Genomic DNA, 19,527 nt, shown 5'->3' on the forward strand with positions numbered 1-19,527 from the left:
TTACTCTCCTTGAAGTGTGGGGACGACCATCGGCGTGCCGGTCACCGGGTCGGGGACGATGACGCTCGGCAGGTCGAACACGTCCTTGATCAGCGGGGCGTCCACGACGTCCGCGGGGTCGCCCTCGGCGACCACCCGGCCGTCCTTCATGGCGACCAGGTGGTCGGCGAACCGGCACGCCTGGTTGATGTCGTGCAGGACGGCGATCACCGTGCGGCCCTCGTCGCGCAACCTGGCCAGCAGGCCGAGCAGTTGGTACTGGTGGGTGATGTCCAGGAACGACGTCGGTTCGTCGAGCAGCAGGTAGGGCGTCTGCTGGGCGAGGACCATGGCCATCCACACCCGCTGCCGCTGGCCCCCGGACAGCTCCCGCACCGGCCGGTCGGCCAGGTCGGCGACACCGGCCGCGGCCATCGCGTCGGCGACGGCTTCCTCGTCGCCCGGCGACCACATCGCCAGCAGCGACTGGTGCGGGAACCGTCCCCGGCCTACGAGTTGCCGGACCTTGATGTCGTCGGGTGCCAGCGGGTCCTGCGGCAGGAAGCCGAGCTGCTTGGCCAGTGCCTTGGCCGGGTAGCCGCCGACCTCGCGGCCGTCGAGTTCCACCTGCCCGGCGTCGGGTCGCAGCAGCCGGACCAGCGCGCGCAACAGGGTCGACTTCCCGCAGGCGTTGGGGCCCACGACGGCGGTGAACGCGCCGTCGGGGACATCGAGGCTGAGCCGGGTGGACACCACTCGGTCGCCGTAGCGCAGGGTGATGTCCCGCGCGGTCAGGCGTGCGGTCACGCGCGCCCCACCTCCTTGGTCAGCAGCCAGATCAGATAGCAGCCGCCGATCGCGGTGCTCACCACGCCGACCGGCAGCGCGACGGGCGCCAGCAGCATCTGGGCGAGCAGATCGGCGCCTTGGAGCAGCACCGCCCCGGTCAGCGCGGCCGGGAGCAGCGGCACCCCGGCCGCGCCCGCGAGCCTGCGGCCGATCTGCGGGGCGGCCAGGGCGATGAACGCGATCGGCCCCGCCACCGCGGTCACCGTGGCCGTACAGCCGACGCCGACGAGCACCATCAGCAGTCGCAGCCGGTCGAGCCCGACCCCGGTGGTCACCGCGATCGCGTCGCCGAGCGCTGCCTGGTGCATGGCGTGCGCCCGCGCGGCCATCAGGGTCAGCAGTACGGCGATCACCGTGAACGGAATCCGCAGGTCGGCCCAGCCCACACCGTTGAGTGAGCCCGCGCTCCAACCGACCGCGGCGATCGCCACCTCCAACTCGGCGCGCAGCACGATCCACGAATTGACCGCGGTCACCATCGCGTTGACCGCGATGCCGATCACGACAAGGCGGAGCCCGGAGAAGCCCCGGTCGAACGAGAGCAGGTAGATCACGGCCGCGACGAGCAGCCCGCCGAGCACCGAGCCGACGGCCAGTTGCGCGGAGGTGCCCGACAGTACGGTGATGGCGACCAGGGCGCCGGTGTAGGCGCCCGCGTCGAGGCCGATCACGTCCGGGCTGCCCAGCGGGTTGCGGGTGAGGTTCTGGAAGATCGCCCCGGCCACGCCGAGCGCGGCACCGAAGACCAGCCCGGCGAGCACGCGCGGCAGCCGCCAGTCCAGGATCACCACGGACTGCTCGGCTCCGGTCAGTACGGCCAGCACCTCGCCGGGAGATGACCAGGACGCGCCGTAGCACAGCCCGAGCAGGCTCAGGCCCAGCAGCAGGGCGAGCAGGACGGCGGCGAGCACGACCGTACGACGCTCGGCCCGCAGCCCTCGAAGTTCAAGTGTGCTCACAGCGCCCCCGCCCCGTATCGGCGGACGGCCCAGATCAGCATCGGGCCGCCGAGGAACGCGGTCACGATGCCCACCGGCACCTCACCGGTGGGCAGCAGCACCCGCGACCCGATGTCGGCGACCAGCAGCAGGATCGGCCCCAGCACCATCGTGTAGAGCACCAGCCACGGCACCGAGCCCGCCGCCGGCCTGCGGGCCAGGTGCGGCACGATCAGCCCGACGAACAGGATCGGCCCGGCTATCGCCGTCGCCGCCCCGCTGAGCACGGTGATCAGCGCCAGCGCGGCGGCCCGCACCCGGACGACGCCCGCGCCCAGCGTGTGGGCCACGCTCTCGCCCAGCGTCAGGGCGTTGAGCGCCCGGCTCAGCAGCAGCGCACCGAGCAGGGACACCCCGATCGCGGCCAACGGCAGGGCCAGTGGCGCCTGTTCGCGGGCCGCCAGCGACCCGACCGACCAGAACCGGTAGGCGTCGAAGACGTCCGGGAGCATCAGCCGCATGCCCAGCGCGACGCCGCTCAGCACCGCGGTCAGGGCCACGCCGGCGAGCACCAGGCGCAGCGGCGAGTGGCGCCCGACCGCGGCGACCAGCAGCGCCGCGAGCACCGAGCCGACGACCGCGGAGCCCAGCTCGCCCGCCTGTCCGGCGGCCAGGCCGAGCGCCGAGCCGAGGGTGATGGCGAACCCGGCGCCCGCGGTGACCCCGAGGATGCCGGGTTCGGCCAGCGGGTTGCGGGCCAGCGTCTGGATCAGCGCGCCCGCCACCGCCAGGGCGGCGCCCACCGCGACGGCCAGCAGTGCGCGGGGCGCCCGGACGTCCCGCACGATGACGTGGTCGTCGGTGCCCTGGAAGTCCAGCAGCGCGCGGACGACCTCGGCGGGCGGGACCGAGCGGGCGCCGATGCCGATGCTGAGCACGGCGATGGCCGCCAGCAGCACCAGTCCGCCGACGAGCAGGGCGAGTTGCGGCACCGTCCGCCTGGTTCCCGCCGTCTCGGGGGCGTGCCCGGTGACGGTCACTGGTCCAGGAGCGGCGCGAACGACGTGTCGATCGCGTCCAGGGTCTGCATGGCCTGCCCGTAGGTCGCGGCCTCGGTGTAGCGGATCGGGAAGGTCATCTTGGCCTTGACCGCGGGGAGGTTCTTCCACAGCTTCGAGTCCATGACGTACTTGACGGACTCGGGGACGCTGCCGTCGGGCTTGACCGAGTAGGTGATGACGTCGGCCTCACCGAGCGAGTCCGGGAGTTCCTCGATGGACGGGTACTCGCTGACCGACCGCGAGCCGGGTCCTGACTTCTTGACCTTGCCGTAGTACTTGGCGCCGACGTCCTCGGCGACGTTGGTGCCCCAGGAGCCGCCGAACTCGCGCTGGAAGGTGCCCTTGGCGACCTCGCCGTACGCGCCGACGTGGCCCAGCTTGTGCGGGGGCAGCACGTCCTCGTACTTCTTGGCCAGCTTGTCGGCCTTGGCCTCGTACGCGTCCTGGACGGCGTCGAACCGCTTGAGCGCGCCCGCGGCGTCGGCCTGCTTGTGGGCCAGTTCGCGCCACGCGGACGGCACGGTCGGGCCGAGCGCCACGACCGGGGCGATGGACTCCAGCCGCTTGACGTCGATATCGCCGAGCGCCGGGGCGGGCACGCCGATGACGATCAGGTCGGGCTTGGCCTCGGCGACGGCCTCGTAGTTGGTCTCGGCGGCCTGCTCGCCCGCCACCTTGGTGAGCTTCTTGTAGGTGGCCAGGTCCTCCTTGCTCATCATCGGCTCGCCGCGCTGCCACGACGAGATGCCGACCAGCGGCGCGTCGGCCTCGATCAGGGCGGGCACGGCGTAGCCGGTGGCCACCACGCGCTGCGGGTCGGCGGGGATGGTGATCTTGCCGTTGTCGGCGGCGAACACCCGCGTCTCGGCCTTCTCACCCTTCTTCGACGCGTCCGACCCGCCCTCCGATGACGACGACCCGCACCCGGCCAGAACCAGGGCCAAGGCCAGGGCACCGACAAGACCAGACGATCTGCGTATGGACATACGAAACTCCTTGAAATTTAGGCAAGGCTCGCCTTGCTGGACGGCCTTCAGGGCATGGCAAGCGGGCAGAGGCACGACATCTGCCCCTGTCCGCTCGTCCGGTTGGTTAGTGGTCGTCCTCGTCGAAGTCGGCGACGCCGCGCTTCCAGTAGCCGGTGATGTCGTGGTCGGCCTTCTCCAGCCGCAGCTCGTCGCGGACCCAGCGGCGCAGCGGCTTGATCTGCCCCGCCTCGCCCGCGGCCCACACGTACGCCCGCTCGCCGTCCGGCACGGTCACCGCGGTCACGGCACGCGCCAGCGCGTCGCCGGTGCCAGCCGGGCGGTCGCCGCGGTGCAGCCAGCGCACCTCGACGCCCTCGGGCGCGGAGAGCTCGATCTCCTGCGCGGCGTCGGCGACTTCGACGAACGCCCAGCCGCGCGCGCTCCGGGGCAGCTCCTCCAGCCAGCGCGCGATCGCGGGCAGCGCAGTGATGTCACCCGCGAGCAGATAGCGGTCGTACGCGTACGGGACGATCAGCCCGCCGGGCGGCCCCGCGAGGTGCACCACGGCGCCCGGCTGGACCGTATGCGCCCAGTCCGACGCGAGACCCCCGTCGTGCGGGGCGATATCGATGTCGATCTCGCCCGCGACCGGGTCGTAGCGGCGCACGGTGTACTCCCGCGAAGTGGGCGCCGGGCGCGGCCAGCGCAGCATCATGCCGTTCGGCTCGGGCAGCCGCAGCGAGCCGTCCGGCTCCGGGAAGATCAGCTTCACATGCTCATCCGGCGCGTGGGCCTCGAAGTCCTCGGTGCCCGGCCCGCCCAGGGTCACCCGCAGCAGTCCGGCGCCGACCATGGCGGTCTGTACGACCTCGGCCTCGCGGACGCGGATCGGATAGCCCACCTTCTCGGCGTGGCGGCCCGCCCTGACCTCCGCGATCCGGTCCAGATGCCGGTGCCGGTGGTCGACCCGCGTCATGCGGCCGCACCGGTCAACAGCGCAGTCCAGTGCCCCAGTTCGGGCCGTTCGGCCAGGTCGGGGAACTCCAGCGTGGTCGCACCCGCGGCGCGCCAGCGCTCGACCAGGGTCATGATCCGCACCGAGTCCAGACCGAGGTTGAACAAGTCCTCGTCGGGCCCGATCCCGGCGGGTTCGCAGTCCAGCAGCTCCGCGACATCGGCGCGGACCCGCTCGGGTGACAACGTCTGGCTCATCGGACGGCTCCTGCGGGGATCGGTGCCGACAGCGCGGTCAGCGCGTCGGCGGTGGTGGTCACGACGCCACAGCGCTGGGCGACGTACGCGCACGCCTGGTCGTGGCGTTCGCGGGAGAAGTCGGCGACCGCGTCGGCGACCAGGAACGGCCGGACGTCGCGCATGAACGCCTCGACGGCGGTGGCCTGACAGCCGATATGCGCGTAGACACCGGTGATCAGCAGCTGGTCGCGGCCCAGCGCGGCCAGCTGCTCGGCGAACGTACTGCGCTGGAACGCGCTGTAGCGCCACTTGACCAGTACGGTGTCGGCCTCGGCCGGGGCGAGCGCGGCGACGATGTCCGCGGCCCCCGGATCGGAGTCGATCACCGCGCCGATGCCGTCGCCCCAGAACTCGGTGAGCAGCCCGCGGTCCGCGACATCCTGCCTGCCGGGCTGCGCGGTGTAGAAGACCGGAATCCCCTGCTCACGGGCGGTCTCGGCCAGCCGCGCGATGTTCGCGGTCACTTCGGGCACCGGCGCCCCGGCGTAGGGCGCCAGGAAGTAGCGCTGCATGTCGTGGACCAGCAGGGCCGCGCGGGCCGGATCGGGCCGCCATCCCACGCGCCCCACGGGCAGTTCGGCGGCCGCGGGCAGCGGATAGGGCCGTATCTCGGGCAGGGACACACTCATCACTCCTTCCGAGCGAGCGCGGCCAGTGCCGCCCTCAGCTCGCGCTTGCTGGTCTTGCCGACGCCGGTCACCGGGAACTCCTCGACGACCCGCACCAGGTCCGGCACCTTGAACGCGGCCACCCCGCGCTCGCGTACGAAGGCGCGCAGCTCAGGGCCCGTGGGCTGGGTGTCTGCCGCGGGCACGACATAGGCGCAGGTCCGCTCGCCCAGATACGGGTCGGGCACCGCGACGACGGCGGCGTCGAGCACGCCCGCGTGGGCCATCAGATGGTTCTCGACCTCCTCGGCCGCGACCTTCTCGCCGCCCCGATTGATCTGCTCCTTGGCCCGGCCGACGACTTCCAGCTCCCCGGAGGGCGTACGGCGTACCAGGTCACCGGTCCGGTAGAAGCCGTCCGGGGTGAACGCGGTGGCGTTGTGCTCGTCGGCCCGGTAGTAGCCGCGGATCGTGTAGGGACCGCGGGTCAGCAGGGCACCGGTCTCCCCCGGCGCCACATCGGCACCGGTATCCGGGTCGACAACGCGGACTTCGTCGTCATCCGAGATCGGACGGCCCTGCGTACCGAGCACGATCTCCTCGGGATCGTCCAGGCGCGTGTAGCAGACCAGTCCCTCGGCCATCCCGAACACCTGCTGCAACCGGCAGCCGAGCGCGGGCCGGATCCGCTCGGCCAGCTCGCGCCCGCACTTGGCGCCGCCGACCAGCAGCACCTCCAGCGAGGACAGATCACGCCCGGTACGGGCCGCGGCCTGCACCCACGCGGCAGCCAACGGCGGCACAACGCCGGTGATCGTGACCCGCTCGGCCTCGATCAGCCGGAACGCGGTGTCCGCGTCAGGACGCGGCGCCATGACCGTGGCCGCGCCCGCGTACAGCGCGCCCAGCACACCCGGCGAACTGAGCGGGTAGTTGTGCGACACGGGAAGCGTGGCCAGGTGGACGCTGTCCGGGCGCAGCCCGCAGATCCGGGCGCTCTCGCGGACGCTGTAGAGGTAGTCGTCGTGGGTGCGCGGGATCAGCTTCGGCAACCCCGTGCTCCCACCGGAGAGCTGCAGGAACGCCACGCCCTCCGGGTCGGGGTCGGGCAGTTCACGTGGCGCCGTCGCGGCCAGGTCGGCGAACTCGTCCGACCCCACCACCAACACCTGCCGTACGGAGTCCACTTCGGACGCGACGGCACGGGCGACGGCGGCATGGTCGTGCCGCTCGTGCTCGCCGACGGTGATGATGGCGGCGGCCTCGCTCTGCGCGGCGAAGTGCCGCAGCTCGCTGTGCCGGTGCGCGGGCAGGGCGAACACCGGCAGCACACCCGCACGCCACATCCCGAACACCACGGGCAGGAACTCAGGAATGTTGGGCAGTTGCAGCACCACACGGTCGCCGGGCGCGAGCCCGGACTCGACCAGACCCGCCGCGATCCGGTGCGCCCGCTCATCCACCTCGGCGAAACTCCACCGACTGTCCAGGCCCACCACGGCGGTACGGTCGGCGTACTCGGCGGCCAGCGACGTCAGCAGCGCCCCGAAGGTCTGTCCGCGCCAGTGACCCGCGGCCCGGTAGCGCGCGGCGACCTCCGGCGGCCAGGGCATATGGTCCACGCTCACGCCGCATCCTCCAGGCCGATGGCACGCAGCAGCGTGCGGAACTTCGCTCCGGTCTCGGCCAGTTCGGCCGCGGGCTCCGAGCCCTCGACGACCCCGGCCCCGGCGAACAGACGGACCGTCCGGTCGCACACCTCGGCGCTGCGGATCGTCACCGCCCACTCGCCGTCGCCGTCGAGACCGGTCCAGCCGACCATCCCCGCGTAGTAGCCACGGTCCTCCGGTTCCAAGTCAGCGATGGCCGCGAGCGCCCCACCCTCGGGCACCCCGCACACCGCGGGAGTCGGGTGCAGCGCCTCGGCCAGCCCCAGCGCCGAGCAGGCGGGATCGACCGGGTCCGCCAGCCGCCCGGTGATCCTGGTGGACAGGTGCCACATCGTCGGCGTACCGATCACTTCGGGCCGTTCGGGCACGTCCAGGTCGACACAGAACCGGCCGAGCACCTCGGCCACCTGCCCGGCGGTGTGGGCGTGCTCACCAAGATCCTTGGCCGACTCGCGCAGCCGCGCGATCCGCTCCCGGTCGACCGCCTCGTCGCCGGAGCGGGGCGTCGACCCGGCCAGCGGATTGGCCACCACGGTCGCCCCGCGCCGGGACACCAGCAGCTCAGGACTGGCCCCGACCAGCGTGCGCGGTGCGAGATCGCCTGGCGCGGTGACATCGACAGCGAAGGCGTACGCGGCCGGATCCGCCCGCACCAGCCGGGCCAGCAACGCGGGCACCCACACCGGAGTGTCGGCGGTCAGCTCCAGGGAGCGGGCCAGTACGACCTTACGCAGGTCACCCCGGCCGATCAGCTCCAGCGCCCGGCGCACACCGTCGGCGTACTTCGCGGGCTCGGGGCGCGGCGTGACCGTCCACGCCGCCCCTGACTCCGCGTCAGGAGCACGCACCACAGCGGGGGCACCGGCACGCCGCACCACGGCGGGCACCACAAGCCCGGCCTCCGCCTCCGGGCGGAACCCGACGGCCCCGGCGACCACGGGTTCGGGCAGCCCCGCCGCCGCGGCCGCGTCCAGCGCTTCGGCGGCGGCCAGGGCCCGTGCCCCGCTCCCGGGCCGGACCCAGGCGTGCACACCGTCGGCGAGCAGCGCGCCCCGTGTCGAGGAGAAGTAGAACGAGCCTGGCAGGTAGGCGGCCAGCAGGTCGGCCGCCCGATGCACCGGTCTGGGGCGCACAAGCGCAGGTATGGACACGTCAGCGATTCCTTTCTCAGGCGCGCAGAGTCGCGCCGCCGTCGACGAAGAGGTCCTGCATGGTGATGTGCCGGGCACGATCGGAGACCAGGAACAGCACGGCATCGGCGATGTCGGCGGGGTCGGCGATACGGCCCAGCGGAATGCCGACCCGGAACTGTTCGGGAGTGCCCGCGATCACCCGCGCCAGGTCCTCCTCACCTGTCCACAGCTGCCGCTGCATCGGGGTGTCGGTCGAGCCGGGCGAGACCACGTTGCACCGGATGCCATGGCGGGCCAGCTCAAGACCGAGACAGCGGGTGAGCATGGTGGCCGCGGCCTTGGACGCGGCGTACGCGCCCATGCCGGTGCGCGGCACGCCCCCGGCGTTGGACCCGACGGTGACCAGCGACCCGCGCCCCCGGGGCACCATCCGGCGGGCCAGTTCGCGCAGGACGACGAACACCCCCGTGGTGTTGACGGAGAAGGTCTCCGCCCAGTCCTCGTTGGTGGTCTCGCACAGCGGCCCCGGCCGCAGGATGCCCGCCACCGACACCCCGACATCGACGGGCCCCATACCGTGCTCGACCTGGTCGACCACATCGGCGACCGCGGCGGCGTCCGCCACGTCGGCGGTGAACGGCACGACCCGCCCGTGTGAACGGTCCGCGAGATCCGCCAGGCCGTCCGCGTCGATGTCGACGGCGGCGACGGTGGCACCCTCACGAACCAGCCCGTCCACCACGGCGGCGCCGATCCCCCTGGCCGCCCCGGTCACCAGGGCGACCGAGCCCACGACCCCCGTATTCCGGGCCATCACGCATTCCCCCCAGCGAGTTAGGTAAGGCTAACCTAATCACCTCGTAGGAGCGCATGCAAATACACCGCGTGTCACGTGACTCCGCAGCCCGGAGGCATAGCGAAGACACAGACACACGGTGTTCGCGAAGAAGAGCGGACTCCCGCTAGCCGAGGGTGGCCACCAGAACCGCCTTGATGGTGTGCAGCCGGTTCTCGGCCTCATCGAACACAACGGAGTGCGCCGACTCGAAGACCTCGTCCGTCACTTCGAGCGCACTGAGCCCGTGCCGCTCATAGATCTCCCGCCCGACCTTGGTGCCGAGGTCATGGAAGGCGGGCAGACAGTGCAGGAACTTGACCTCACCATTCCCGGTGGCCCGCAGCACGTCCATGGTCACCGCATACGGCGCCAGCGCGGCGATCCGCTCGTCCCAGACCTCCTTGGGCTCACCCATGGACACCCACACATCGGTGGCGACGAAGTCCACACCACGCACCCCCTCACCGACATCCTCAGTGAGGGTGACCCGGGCACCACTGGTCACAGCCAGCTCACGAGCCCGCTCAACGACCGCCTCGCCCGGCCAATAGGCCTTGGGCGCGACAATCCGCACATCCATCCCCAGCAGGGCCCCGGTGACCAGATAGGAGTTGCCCATATTGAACCGGGCGTCCCCCAGATAGGCGAAGGCCGTCTCACTCAGAGGCTTGGCCACATGCTCGGTCATGGTGAGCACATCGGCGAGCATCTGGGTCGGATGCCAGTCGTCGGTCAGCCCGTTGAAGACGGGCACCCCGGCATGCGCGGCGAGCTCCTCGACCGCGGCCTGGCTGTCGCCGCGATACTCGATGCCATCGAACATCCGTCCAAGCACCCGGGCCGTATCGCGCACCGACTCCTTGTGCCCGATCTGCGAGCCGGAGGGGTCGAGATACGTGGTCGACGCACCCTGATCGGCAGCCGCCACCTCAAAGGCACAACGCGTACGCGTCGAGGTCTTCTCGAAGATCAACGCGATGTTCTTCCCCACCAGCCGCCGGGACTCGGCCCCCGCCTTCTTGGCGGCCTTGAGTTCGGCGGCCAGGGCGATCAGACCGCGGAACTCCTCGGCGGTGAAGTCCAGCTCCTTGAGGAAGTGGCGGCCGGTGAGGTCGGTGGCCATGGGGTGCTCCTGTGCGACGGGGACGAAGGCTGGAAGTCTATACGATGCCCTACATTTCTATACAGCATCCCGTTCGACCGGGCAGCTCATACACCGCGGCCCACCCCTCCCCCGCCCCAGCTCACTGCCCGGGATCTCGATCACCTCGATCCCCTGCTTGCGCAGGTAGGTATTAGTGGTCGCGTTCCGCTCATACGCGAGCACCACCCCCGGCTCGACAGCCAGCACATTGCATCCGTCGTCCCACTGCTCCCGCTCCGCCGCGTGCACGTCCTGCGTCGCGGTCAGCACCCGGATCGAACTCAGCCCCAGGGCCGCGGCGATGGCCCGGTGCATGTGCTCCGGCGGGTGGTCGGTGACCTTGAGTTCCCGCTCACCGTCGGCGGGCTCGATGGTGTACGAGCGGAGCATGCCCAGGCCCGCGTACTGCGTGAAGGTGTCCCCGTCGACCATCGTCATCACGGTGTCCAGATGCATGAACGCGCGCCGCTTGGGCATGTCCAGCGCCACGATCACCTGCGCACTACCCGCCGCGAACAACTTGTGCGCCAACATCTCCACAGCCTGCGGCGTGGTCCGCTCACTCATCCCGATCAACACCGCACCCTTGCCGATGACCAGCACATCACCGCCCTCGATGGTCGACGGGTAATCGCTCTGGCCCTCCGACCAGTGGTGGAAGGCACCGGCCTCGGGCCCGGTGAACAGGGGATGGTGCCGGTAGATCGCCTCGAAGTGCACGGTCTCGCGCTGCCGCGCGGGCCAGCGCATCGCGTTGATCGACACCCCGTCGTAAATCCAGGCGGAGGTGTCCCGGGTGAAGAGATGGTTGGGCAGCGGCCTGAGCAGGAAGTCGTCCAGATCCATCACATGGAACCGCACCGAGGTCGGCTCCGGGTGCCGCTCCAGGAACTCCCGCTTGGTCATACCGCCGACCAGAGCCTCCACCAGATCCACCGACGGTGTGGTCTCCAAGGCCTCCCGCAGCGGATCGGTCGCCAGCGGCCCGTACTCCTTCTCATCGAAGACCCGCCCCAGAACCAGATCCCTCGCTGCCGGCAGCTCCAACGTCTCACGCAGCAGATCACCGAAGAGATGCACCGCCACACCCCGATCGCGCAGCACATCGGCGAAGCCGTCGTGCTCATGCCGGGCCCGACGCACCCACAGCACATCATCGAAGAGCAGGGCGTCCTTGTTGCTGGGCGTGAGGCGCTTCAGCTCCAGATCGGGACGGTGCAGGATCACGCGGCGCAGCCGCCCGGCCTCGGAGTCGACATGGAATCCCATGAAACCCATCCTGACCGAGACGACGATCCCACGCCGCACCAATCAACCAACACGAAACGGAAACGGCCCCACAGGCGCCAGGCGGCGGAACCGAGCAGGCAGGTGTGCGGGGACAGCCCCACCGGCCTGCAGGCGCGATGGGGGCGGAAGGGACACACGCGCGTGTGCGGGGGCAGCCCCACCGGCCGGTGGCCGCGGAACCGACGTGAGGGGGCGTGGTGGGGGGTGCGCGCGGACCGCCCAACCTCAACCCCACCACCGGGCTCGCTATACCGCTACCGGGTCACCTCGCGCGGCGGGAGCACGTACCCCCCAGCGCGCCCCCGCCCCACAACGAAACAGAACGCACCCCCACGCCACGCCGCGGAACACGCCCGCACCTCACAACCGCGGATCAACCGGCTCCGACTCCAACGCAAGAACCGCGAACACCGCCTCATGCACCCGCCACAACGGCTCCCCCTCGGCCAGCCGATCCAGCGCCTCCAACCCCAGCGCATACTCCCGCAGCGCCAACGACCGCTTGTGGCCAAGCGACCGCCCCCGCAGCCGCTCCAGATTCTCGGGCCGCGTGTACTCGGGCCCGTAGATGATCCGCAGGTACTCACGACCACGGCACTTGATCCCAGGCTGGATCAACCGACCCTTGTCACCCCGGACCAGCGCCTCAAGCGGCTTGACGACCATGCCCTCACCCCCACGCCCGGTCATCTCCAGCCACCAGTCGACACCCGCCCGCACAGACGCCTCGTCACCCGTGTCGACGTACAGCCGCCGCGTGGTACGCAGCAGCCCCGAACCGTCGTGCTCGACCATCCGGTCGAGCAGCGCGAGCTGCTGGTCGTGCGGCAGACCGGCCAGGCTGCGCCCCTGCACGGCCAGCACCTGGAACGGCGCGAGCCGCACCCCGTCAAGCCCCTCGGTGTCCCAGCAGTACCGCCGGTACGCGTCCGTGAACGCCGCGGCGTCCGCGGCCCGGTCCCGCTGCCGGGCCAGCACCTCACCGGCCCCGTCCACCCCACGCGCCACGGCCGCCTCAACAGCGGCTACAGCACCGGGGAAGACGGCACCAGAGGCAGCGCCCACAGCCGCGTACTGCTTCCGCAGCAACCCGGAGGCCTTGAGCGACCACGGCAGCAACTCCGCATCGAGCAGCAGCCAGTCAGTCTCCAGCTCCTCCCAGAGCCCAGCCTCCGTAACGGCTACCCGCAGCCGCTCCAGGACCTCCTCCGTGACGGCCGGATCGTCAAAGAACGGCCGCCCAGTACGGGTATAGACCGCCCCCGAAGGCCCCGAAGAACCCGAAAGCCCACCCCCAACACCGACCCCAACCCCGAAACGCTCCCGAGCCACGCCCACATCACGGCAGACCAACACCACCGCCCGCGAGCCCATGTGCTTCTCCTCGCACACCACCCGCTCCACACCATCCGCCGCGTACTGCGCGAACGCCTCGGCAGGGTGCTCCAAGTAGCCATCCCTCTGCGACGTAGCCGTAGGCGCCATCGTCGGCGGCAGATACGGCATCAGCCGCGGATCAACAGCGAACCGGCTCATCACCTCAAGCGCGGCCGCCGCGTTCTCCTCACGCACGGACACCCGCCCCGCGTGCCGGGTCTCGACGATCCGACGCCCCTGCACATCGCCAAGGTCCAGCGGACGCCCTTCATGCCCACCCGGTGCCTCGGTGGCCAGCGGCTTGGCGGGCTCGTACCAGACCTTCTCGGCCGGTACGTCGACGAGCTCCCGCTCCGGCCAGCGCAGCGCGGTCATCTTGCCGCCGAACACCGCGCCGGTGTCCAGGCAGATGGTGTTGTTCACCCAGGAGGTGTTGGGCACGGGGGTGTGGCCGTACACCACGGCCGCCCGCCCCCGGTACTCCTCCGCCCACGGATACCGCACCGGCAGCCCGAACTCGTCGGTCTCGCCCGTGGTGTCCCCGTACAGCGCGTGGGAGCGCACCCGCCCCGACGTACGCCCGTGGTACTTCTCGGGCAACCCGGCGTGGCAGACGACCAGTTCGCCCCCGTCCAGGACGTAGTGGCTGACCAGAGCGTCGATGAACTCCCGCACCTGCGCGCGGAACTCCTCGCTCTCGCCTTCCAGTTGCTCGATGGTCTCCGCGAGACCATGAGTGTGCTGAACGTTCCGCCCCTTCAAGTAACGACTGAGCTTGTTCTCGTGGTTCCCCGGCACACACAGCGCATCGCCCGAGGCGACCATCGACATCACCCGCCGCAGCACACCGGGGCTGTCCGGGCCGCGGTCGACCAGGTCGCCGACGAAGACGGCCGTACGCCCGTCCGGGTGCGAGCCGTCCACGTAACCGAGTCTGCCAAGGAGCGTCTCCAACTCAGCCCGGCACCCGTGCACATCACCGATGATGTCGAAGGGCCCGGTCAGATGCCGCAGGTCGTTGTACCGACGCTCAAGCGAGATCTCGGCGCGCTCGACCTCCTCGACTCCCCGCAGGATGTGCACCTTCCGAAAGCCCTCACGCTGCAGGTGACGCAGCGAGCGGCGCAGTTCACGCTGGTGGCGCTGGATGACGCGGCGGGGCATCCCGGCCCGGTCGGCGCGGGCCGCGTTGCGCTCGGCGCACACCTGCTCGGGGACGTCCAGGACGATCGCGATCGGCAGCACGTCGTACTGCCGCGCCAGATGGATCAGCTGCTTGCGGCTCTCGGGCTGCACATTGGTGGCGTCCACGACGGTGAGCCGGCCCGCGGCGAGGCGCTTGCCCGCGATGTAGTGCAGGACGTCGAAGGCGTCGCCGCTGACGCTCTGGTCGTTCTCGTCGTCGGCGACCAGGCCCCGGCAGAAGTCGCTGGAGATGACCTCGGTCGGCTTGAAGTGCCGGGCGGCGAACGAGGACTTGCCGGAGCCGGTGGCGCCGACCAGCACGACCAGCGACAGGTCGGTCACGGCGAGGGTGCGCCGGGCGCTGTGCTCGACCGTCGCGTCGGAGGAGGTCTCGGATGCGTTCGTCATGCCGCCCGCACTCCCTTCGGATTCTCGTTGCTCGGGCTCTCGTTGCTCGGGCTCTCGTTGTTCGGGGACTCGTTGTTCGGGGACTCGCTGTTCGGGGACTCGCTGTTCGGGGACTCAACGAGTCGGAACACAGCCATCTGAGTAGGCGGCCCCACCTCAGGGTCGTCCAGCCCCACAGGCCTGAACTCCACGCCGTACCCATGCCGTTCGGCGACCGCACCGGCCCAGGCGCGGAACTCCTCGCGCGTCCACTCGAAGCGGTGGTCGCCATGCCGCGCGTGCCCGGCCGGAAGCGTCTCCCAGCGCACGTTGTACTCGACGTTCGGCGTCGTCACCAGCACGGTCCGCGGCCGGGCCGAGCCGAACACGGCGTACTCCAGCGCGGGCAGCCGCTCCAGGTCGACATGCTCCACGACCTCGCTCAGCACCGCCGCGTCATACCCCTTGAGCCGCTTGTCGGTGTACGCGAGCGAACTCTGGAACAACCGCACACGGTCCGCCTGCCGCTCCCCCATCCGCTCCAGCTTCAGCCGCCGCGCGGCGATGGTGAGCGCCCGCATCGACACATCGACACCGACGATCTCGGTGAAACGGACGTCCTTGAGGAGCGCCTGCACCAACTGCCCCTGCCCGCAGCCCAGGTCGAGCACGCGCCCCGCCCCGGAGTCCCGCAGCACGTCGAGGATCGCCTCACGACGGAGTACGGCGAGCGGCACCGGCTTCTCCTCGGTGTCGGCGTCCTCGTCCACCGCGTTGTCGATCTCCTCGACCTCGGTGTCGTCCGCCTCGGCGAGCCGCGCCAGTTCGAGCCGCTCCATGGCCTCGCGGGTCAGCGACCAGCGGCGCGACAGATAGCGGCTGGTGATCAGCTTGTGCTCAGGGTGCTCCGCCAGCCAGCCGTCACCGGCCCGCAGCAGCTTGTCGACCTCGTCGGGCGCGACCCAGTAGTGCTTGGCGTCGTCCAGCACCGGTAGCAGCACATACAGGTGCCGCAGGGCCTGAGCGAGCGTCAGCTCACCCTCCAGGACGAGTCGTACGTACCGCGAGTCTCCCCAGGCCGGGAACTGCTCGTCCAGCGCGATCGCCTCGGCCGTGACCGTCCAGCCCAGCGGCGCGAAGAGCTTGCCGACCAGTTCCGGACCGCCGTGCGCGGGAAGCACGGGCACCTCGATACGCAGCGGCAGCGGCTGCTCCACCAGCTCGGGGCGCGCAGCACAGACGCCCCGCAGAGCGCTCTTGAACACCGCGCTGAGGGCGACGGCCAGCAGCGAGGACGCCGCGTACGGGCGGTCGTTGACGTACTGCGCGAGCGCCGAGTCGGGCGCACCACCCCGGCCCTTGCCCTTGCCGCGCCGCACCAGCGCCACGGGGTCCACCTCAAGCAGCAGCGCGGCCGTGCAGAGCTCAGCGGACGCCTCGGGGTACAGCACCCGCGCGACGCCATGGGTCAGGTTCTCCACCCTGATCCGGTCCGGATGCTTGTGGAGAAGAAACCCGAGGTCGGTGGCGGGTCGGTCGGGGGTGCCAGTAGCACTGATCGTCAGAAACACTGTGGGTACGCCTCGATATGCCTTCTGAACCGCGGATACGTGCGGACAATTTCCGTGCGAACCATCGCGGCGCGCGACGCGCGCGCCTCGTGCGGGGGTGCTGCCCCCTCGGCACCGCACGCCCTCAACGTACCTGGAAGATCCAGGCCGAGCTCGGGCATTTTCGGCTGCGGCCGATGAGCGCCGATGCGTAGGCGATGATCACAAGCTGCACCCGGTCCCGGGCGTCCAGCTTGGCGAGGGCCCGCGAGATGCAGGTCTTGGCGGTGGCGCGGTGGCGCGGTTACAGCAACAGGAATCCGAGCAGCTGCGGGGCGATCCGCGGCACGGTCGCCCCGACCAGGCCCATGACCAGGCCCGCGACATGCAGATGGCGGCGCGGCGACACATCCCCGTCCTGGGCCTCCTTGATCAGGCCGACCAGGGCGCAGGCCATCGCGACCAGGCCCACGAGGGTGGCGTCGAACCAGTTGACGCCCAGCGTCAGTACCGCGGCCAGCCCGACGACCGGGCTGGCCATGGCATGGACCCAGGCTGCGGTCCCGCCCCCTTGCTTCTGTCTCATGTCGGCCCCCCTGGCCCTTGTGTCCGGCCCGACACTCTAAGCGATGCCTGTTCGACGGTCGCGCACCACGTCAGCCAGAACAGCTGCGACCAGGAGCGCTTCGACTAGGGCAGCCGCAGCTACGACAGCTGCGACTGCACCTGTGCCGAGATCAGGTCCAGGTGGTCGAGGTCCTCCAGGTCAAGGATCTGGAGGTAGATCCGCTGGGAGCCGATCTCCGCATACCGGCCGATCTTGTCGACCACCTCGTCCGGGGAACCGGCAAGACCGTTGGCCTTCAGTTCCGCCACATCGCGCCCGATGGCGGCCGCCCGGCGGGCCACCTCGGAGTCGTCCTTGCCCACGCAGGCGACCAGGGCGTTGGAGTACACCAGATCATCGCTGCCGCGTCCGGCCTGCCGCGCGGCGGCGCGGACCCGGCCGAACTGCCGCTCGCTGTCCGCGATGGAGGCGAAGGGGATGTTGAACTCGTCGGCGTACTGCGCGGCCAGCCGCGGGGTGCGGGTCTTGCCATGGCCTCCGATGAGGACAGGGATCTTGGGCTGCGTCGGCTTGGGCAGCGCGGGTGAGTCGGCCAGTTGGTAGTGGTTGCCGTCGAAGTCGAAGGTGCTGCCGGTCTCGGTGGCCCAGAGTCCGGTGACGATGGCCAGCTGCTCCTCCAGCCGGGCGAACCTCTCCTTGGGGAAGGGAATGCCGTACGCCCGGTGTTCCTTCCCGAACCAGCCCGCACCCAGGCCCAGTTCGACCCGGCCGCCCGACATCTGGTCGACCTGCGCGACCTGGATCGCCAGCACGCCCGGCAGCCGGAAGGTGCCTGCCGTCATCAGGGTGCCGAGGCGGATGCGCCGTGTCTCACGGGCGAGCCCGGCGAGGGTGATCCAGGCGTCGGTGGGTCCCGGCAGACCGTCGCTGGAGCCCATGCTCAGATAGTGGTCGGAGCGGAAGAAGGCGTCGAAGCCCAGGTCTTCGGTGGCCTTGGCAACGGTCAGCAACGTGTCGTAGGTCGCCCCTTGCTGGGGCTCGGTGAAGATACGGAGATCCATGTCTCCATCCTGCCCGGTCGGCACCGGACTCCAGGCGTCAGCGGCACGGGGCACGCCGCCCAGCCCGCCATCGGCGGAGGCGAGCGACCCGATGTAGCAGCTAGGTCACGGCTGGTCGGATCGCCTTGCGTGACGGGGGTGCCAAGGGTTGGCTTTGAGCCGTGCGAGCCTTCTCGCACAGACGCGCGTAAGCAGAAACAGACAGGCAGACAGACAGACACGCGACGGGACCTGGTTCGGCGGAGAGTGATCCTCTCAGCGGGATGACCGTCAATACGGGGGACTCACTCATGACTCAGCCACCACACGACGGATACGGCTACCCGCAGCAGCCGCCACAGGGCATGCCGCCTCAACAGCCTCCCTATGGCCAGCCCCCGCAAGGGCCCGGCTACGGCCAGCAGCCGCAGGGCATGCCCCCGCAGGGCATGCCCCCGCAGCCCGGCCCCTACGGGCAGCAGCCGCCGCCCGGCCCGCCCGGAGCGCCGTACGGCGGGATGCCGCAGCAGCCCGGTGGGATGCCCCCGCAGCAGCCGGGCGGTTACCCGGGTCCCCCGGCCGGAGGCGGCAACTCCGGCGGCAAGGCGGCCGCCATCGTCATCGCGATCGTGGCCGCCGTCGGCCTGATCGGCGGCGGCATCTACTTCCTCACCAAGGATGACGACGACAAGAAGAAGCCGCCGCCGCTGGCCGACCCCAGCATCAAGGTTCCCACCCTTAAGCCCCTGGACCCGGACAAGATTCCTGGCGGAGACGGTGGCAAGGACCCGTCCGACGGACCGGCGGACGGACCGGGCAGCAGCTCGGGCGGGAGCACTAGCTCGGGCGGGAGCAGCGGCTCCGGCGGCGGTGTGGCGGGCGAGGGCCTGCAGGGGACCTGGCGGAACACGACCACCGAGAACCGCGCGTCGCTGCTCATCGGGATCGTGCGGAACTACGGGGACAGCAAGGGCAAGCGCTCCGTTACGTACCTCGCGTTCCACAACAAGGGCGACGGCACGTGCCGCGGCGAGGGCGAGGACGCGGCCGGGGGCAAGTCGATTCGGATCGCTTTCGTGTGCAAGAAGTCGGGGGAAACCGAGGAGAAGTCCCTCTCGGTGACCGGGACCGAGAAGAACGACGCCATCGAGCTGAAGTGGCCGGACGGCAGGACCGAGACCCTCGACCGCGCCAGGTAGGCCGCGCGCCCGCCAGCGATGCGAGCGTCCCGTGGGCTCCGGGCAGTCGTCCCGGGCCCCGCCGGACGCTCGCGTCACCACCAAGACCCCCTGCCACCTCCGTCGGGTGAAAATCCGTCCACACGGTGGCCGGTGTACCCCTGGGCCAGTGACCACCCCCAATGATGATCGTTGGCTCGGACGGAGCCGGACCGCCCGGCACCCGCGCCGGCGGCCCTTGCCGGGCGTCGCTTTGCACCACCGCTCTCCCCACGTCGGGAGAGCCAGGGCCGAGGAGTCCGTCATGTCCCAGGAAGCCGCGCCGGAGCAGGCCGCACCGTCGTCCGTACCCGAGCAGGACGGCGGTCGGCCCAAGGGCCTGCTGCAGCAGATGGAAGAGCTGATGGCGGCACTCAACGCCGACCTCACACAGCTGGACGCCGATCTGCAGTCCTCCAGCACCCGCCCCCCGGCAAGCGAGGACACCCCCTCCTAACATCCGGGCCCCAC

The 19,527-nt window shown here is 70.7% G+C and carries 18 protein-coding genes; 2 read left to right on the forward strand and 16 right to left on the reverse strand.

Going from position 1 to position 19,527, the window contains the following annotated elements:
• From U9R90_RS07745 to U9R90_RS07820, 16 genes are all read right to left on the reverse strand, one after another.
• Nucleotides 1-786 carry an ABC transporter ATP-binding protein gene (locus U9R90_RS07745; RefSeq protein ID WP_411055648.1) on the reverse strand — a complete coding sequence of 262 codons (786 nt, stop codon included), beginning with the start codon at nt 784-786 and terminating at the stop codon, nt 1-3.
• The gene (locus tag U9R90_RS07750) at nt 783-1,805 is read right to left on the reverse strand and encodes a FecCD family ABC transporter permease (RefSeq protein WP_411057673.1); all 1,023 of its coding nucleotides are present in this window, start codon (nt 1,803-1,805) and stop codon (nt 783-785) included. The genes U9R90_RS07745 and U9R90_RS07750 overlap by 4 nt, the downstream gene beginning before the upstream one ends.
• The gene (locus U9R90_RS07755; RefSeq protein ID WP_411055649.1) at nt 1,784-2,806 is read right to left on the reverse strand and encodes a FecCD family ABC transporter permease; all 1,023 of its coding nucleotides are present in this window, start codon (nt 2,804-2,806) and stop codon (nt 1,784-1,786) included. The genes U9R90_RS07750 and U9R90_RS07755 overlap by 22 nt, the downstream gene beginning before the upstream one ends.
• Nucleotides 2,803-3,813 (reverse strand): ABC transporter substrate-binding protein, encoded by a 1,011-nt coding sequence (locus tag U9R90_RS07760; RefSeq protein ID WP_411055650.1) that lies wholly within the window; start codon nt 3,811-3,813, stop codon nt 2,803-2,805. The genes U9R90_RS07755 and U9R90_RS07760 overlap by 4 nt, the downstream gene beginning before the upstream one ends.
• 106 nt (nt 3,814-3,919) lie before the next feature.
• Nucleotides 3,920-4,771 (reverse strand): siderophore-interacting protein, encoded by an 852-nt coding sequence (locus U9R90_RS07765; protein WP_411055651.1) that lies wholly within the window; start codon nt 4,769-4,771, stop codon nt 3,920-3,922.
• Complete coding sequence (locus U9R90_RS07770) at nt 4,768-5,007, reverse strand: phosphopantetheine-binding protein (protein WP_411055652.1); 240 nt, start codon at nt 5,005-5,007, stop codon at nt 4,768-4,770. Before U9R90_RS07770 ends, U9R90_RS07765 begins: the two co-directional genes overlap by 4 nt.
• Complete coding sequence (locus tag U9R90_RS07775; RefSeq protein WP_411057674.1) at nt 5,004-5,672, reverse strand: isochorismatase family protein; 669 nt, start codon at nt 5,670-5,672, stop codon at nt 5,004-5,006. The genes U9R90_RS07770 and U9R90_RS07775 overlap by 4 nt, the downstream gene beginning before the upstream one ends.
• A gap of 5 nt (nt 5,673-5,677) precedes the next feature.
• Nucleotides 5,678-7,285, reverse strand: a complete 1,608-nt coding sequence (locus U9R90_RS07780; RefSeq protein WP_411055653.1) for a (2,3-dihydroxybenzoyl)adenylate synthase — start codon at nt 7,283-7,285, stop codon at nt 5,678-5,680.
• A complete protein-coding gene (locus U9R90_RS07785) occupies nt 7,282-8,583 on the reverse strand; it encodes an isochorismate synthase (protein ID WP_411055654.1) in 1,302 nt (433 codons plus the stop codon). Before U9R90_RS07785 ends, U9R90_RS07780 begins: the two co-directional genes overlap by 4 nt.
• Complete coding sequence (locus tag U9R90_RS07790) at nt 8,495-9,274, reverse strand: 2,3-dihydro-2,3-dihydroxybenzoate dehydrogenase (RefSeq protein ID WP_411055655.1); 780 nt, start codon at nt 9,272-9,274, stop codon at nt 8,495-8,497. Before U9R90_RS07790 ends, U9R90_RS07785 begins: the two co-directional genes overlap by 89 nt.
• Before the next feature lie 148 nt (nt 9,275-9,422).
• The gene (gene argF / locus U9R90_RS07795; RefSeq protein ID WP_411055656.1) at nt 9,423-10,421 is read right to left on the reverse strand and encodes an ornithine carbamoyltransferase; all 999 of its coding nucleotides are present in this window, start codon (nt 10,419-10,421) and stop codon (nt 9,423-9,425) included.
• 57 nt (nt 10,422-10,478) lie between these two features.
• Complete coding sequence (locus tag U9R90_RS07800; protein WP_411055657.1) at nt 10,479-11,711, reverse strand: arginine deiminase; 1,233 nt, start codon at nt 11,709-11,711, stop codon at nt 10,479-10,481.
• Nucleotides 11,712-12,092: 381 nt separating this feature from the next.
• Complete coding sequence (locus tag U9R90_RS07805) at nt 12,093-14,702, reverse strand: polynucleotide kinase-phosphatase (protein ID WP_411055658.1); 2,610 nt, start codon at nt 14,700-14,702, stop codon at nt 12,093-12,095.
• Entirely contained in the window at nt 14,699-16,252 is a 1,554-nt protein-coding gene (locus tag U9R90_RS07810) for a 3' terminal RNA ribose 2'-O-methyltransferase Hen1 (protein WP_411055659.1), read from the reverse strand. Before U9R90_RS07810 ends, U9R90_RS07805 begins: the two co-directional genes overlap by 4 nt.
• Nucleotides 16,253-16,535: 283 nt before the next feature.
• The gene (locus U9R90_RS07815; protein WP_411055660.1) at nt 16,536-16,817 is read right to left on the reverse strand and encodes a hypothetical protein; all 282 of its coding nucleotides are present in this window, start codon (nt 16,815-16,817) and stop codon (nt 16,536-16,538) included.
• A 119-nt stretch (nt 16,818-16,936) separates the two neighbouring features.
• A complete protein-coding gene (locus tag U9R90_RS07820; RefSeq protein ID WP_411055661.1) occupies nt 16,937-17,860 on the reverse strand; it encodes an LLM class F420-dependent oxidoreductase in 924 nt (307 codons plus the stop codon).
• Nucleotides 17,861-18,150: 290 nt separating this feature from the next.
• Here U9R90_RS07820 and U9R90_RS07825 point away from each other — a divergent pair, with 290 nt between their 5' ends.
• Nucleotides 18,151-19,038 carry a hypothetical protein gene (locus U9R90_RS07825; protein WP_411055662.1) on the forward strand — a complete coding sequence of 296 codons (888 nt, stop codon included), beginning with the start codon at nt 18,151-18,153 and terminating at the stop codon, nt 19,036-19,038.
• Between the two features lie 283 nt (nt 19,039-19,321).
• Nucleotides 19,322-19,513 (forward strand): hypothetical protein, encoded by a 192-nt coding sequence (locus U9R90_RS07830; protein ID WP_411055663.1) that lies wholly within the window; start codon nt 19,322-19,324, stop codon nt 19,511-19,513.
• Nucleotides 19,514-19,527: the final 14 nt, after the last annotated feature.

The organism is Streptomyces sp. E11-3 (assembly GCF_046540415.1).
Lineage (GTDB): Bacteria > Actinomycetota > Actinomycetes > Streptomycetales > Streptomycetaceae > Streptomyces.

Excerpts from the sequence above, each read along its gene's own strand:
- U9R90_RS07770 (WP_411055652.1), bottom strand. The coding sequence starts at position 5,007 with ATGAGCCAGACGTTGTCACCCGAGCGGGTCCGCGCCGATGTCGCGGAG.
- U9R90_RS07790 (WP_411055655.1), bottom strand. The coding sequence starts at position 9,274 with ATGGCCCGGAATACGGGGGTCGTGGGCTCGGTCGCCCTGGTGACCGGG.
- argF (WP_411055656.1), bottom strand. The coding sequence starts at position 10,421 with ATGGCCACCGACCTCACCGGCCGCCACTTCCTCAAGGAGCTGGACTTC.
- U9R90_RS07785 (WP_411055654.1), bottom strand. The coding sequence starts at position 8,583 with ATGCCGTGCTGTTCCTGGTCTCCGATCGTGCCCGGCACATCACCATGC.
- U9R90_RS07825 (WP_411055662.1), top strand. The coding sequence starts at position 18,151 with ATGACTCAGCCACCACACGACGGATACGGCTACCCGCAGCAGCCGCCA.
- U9R90_RS07800 (WP_411055657.1), bottom strand. The coding sequence starts at position 11,711 with ATGGGATTCCATGTCGACTCCGAGGCCGGGCGGCTGCGCCGCGTGATC.
- U9R90_RS07830 (WP_411055663.1), top strand. The coding sequence starts at position 19,322 with ATGTCCCAGGAAGCCGCGCCGGAGCAGGCCGCACCGTCGTCCGTACCC.
- U9R90_RS07815 (WP_411055660.1), bottom strand. The coding sequence starts at position 16,817 with ATGAGACAGAAGCAAGGGGGCGGGACCGCAGCCTGGGTCCATGCCATG.
- U9R90_RS07820 (WP_411055661.1), bottom strand. The coding sequence starts at position 17,860 with ATGGATCTCCGTATCTTCACCGAGCCCCAGCAAGGGGCGACCTACGAC.
- U9R90_RS07765 (WP_411055651.1), bottom strand. The coding sequence starts at position 4,771 with ATGACGCGGGTCGACCACCGGCACCGGCATCTGGACCGGATCGCGGAG.
- U9R90_RS07805 (WP_411055658.1), bottom strand. The coding sequence starts at position 14,702 with ATGACGAACGCATCCGAGACCTCCTCCGACGCGACGGTCGAGCACAGC.
- U9R90_RS07760 (WP_411055650.1), bottom strand. The coding sequence starts at position 3,813 with ATGTCCATACGCAGATCGTCTGGTCTTGTCGGTGCCCTGGCCTTGGCC.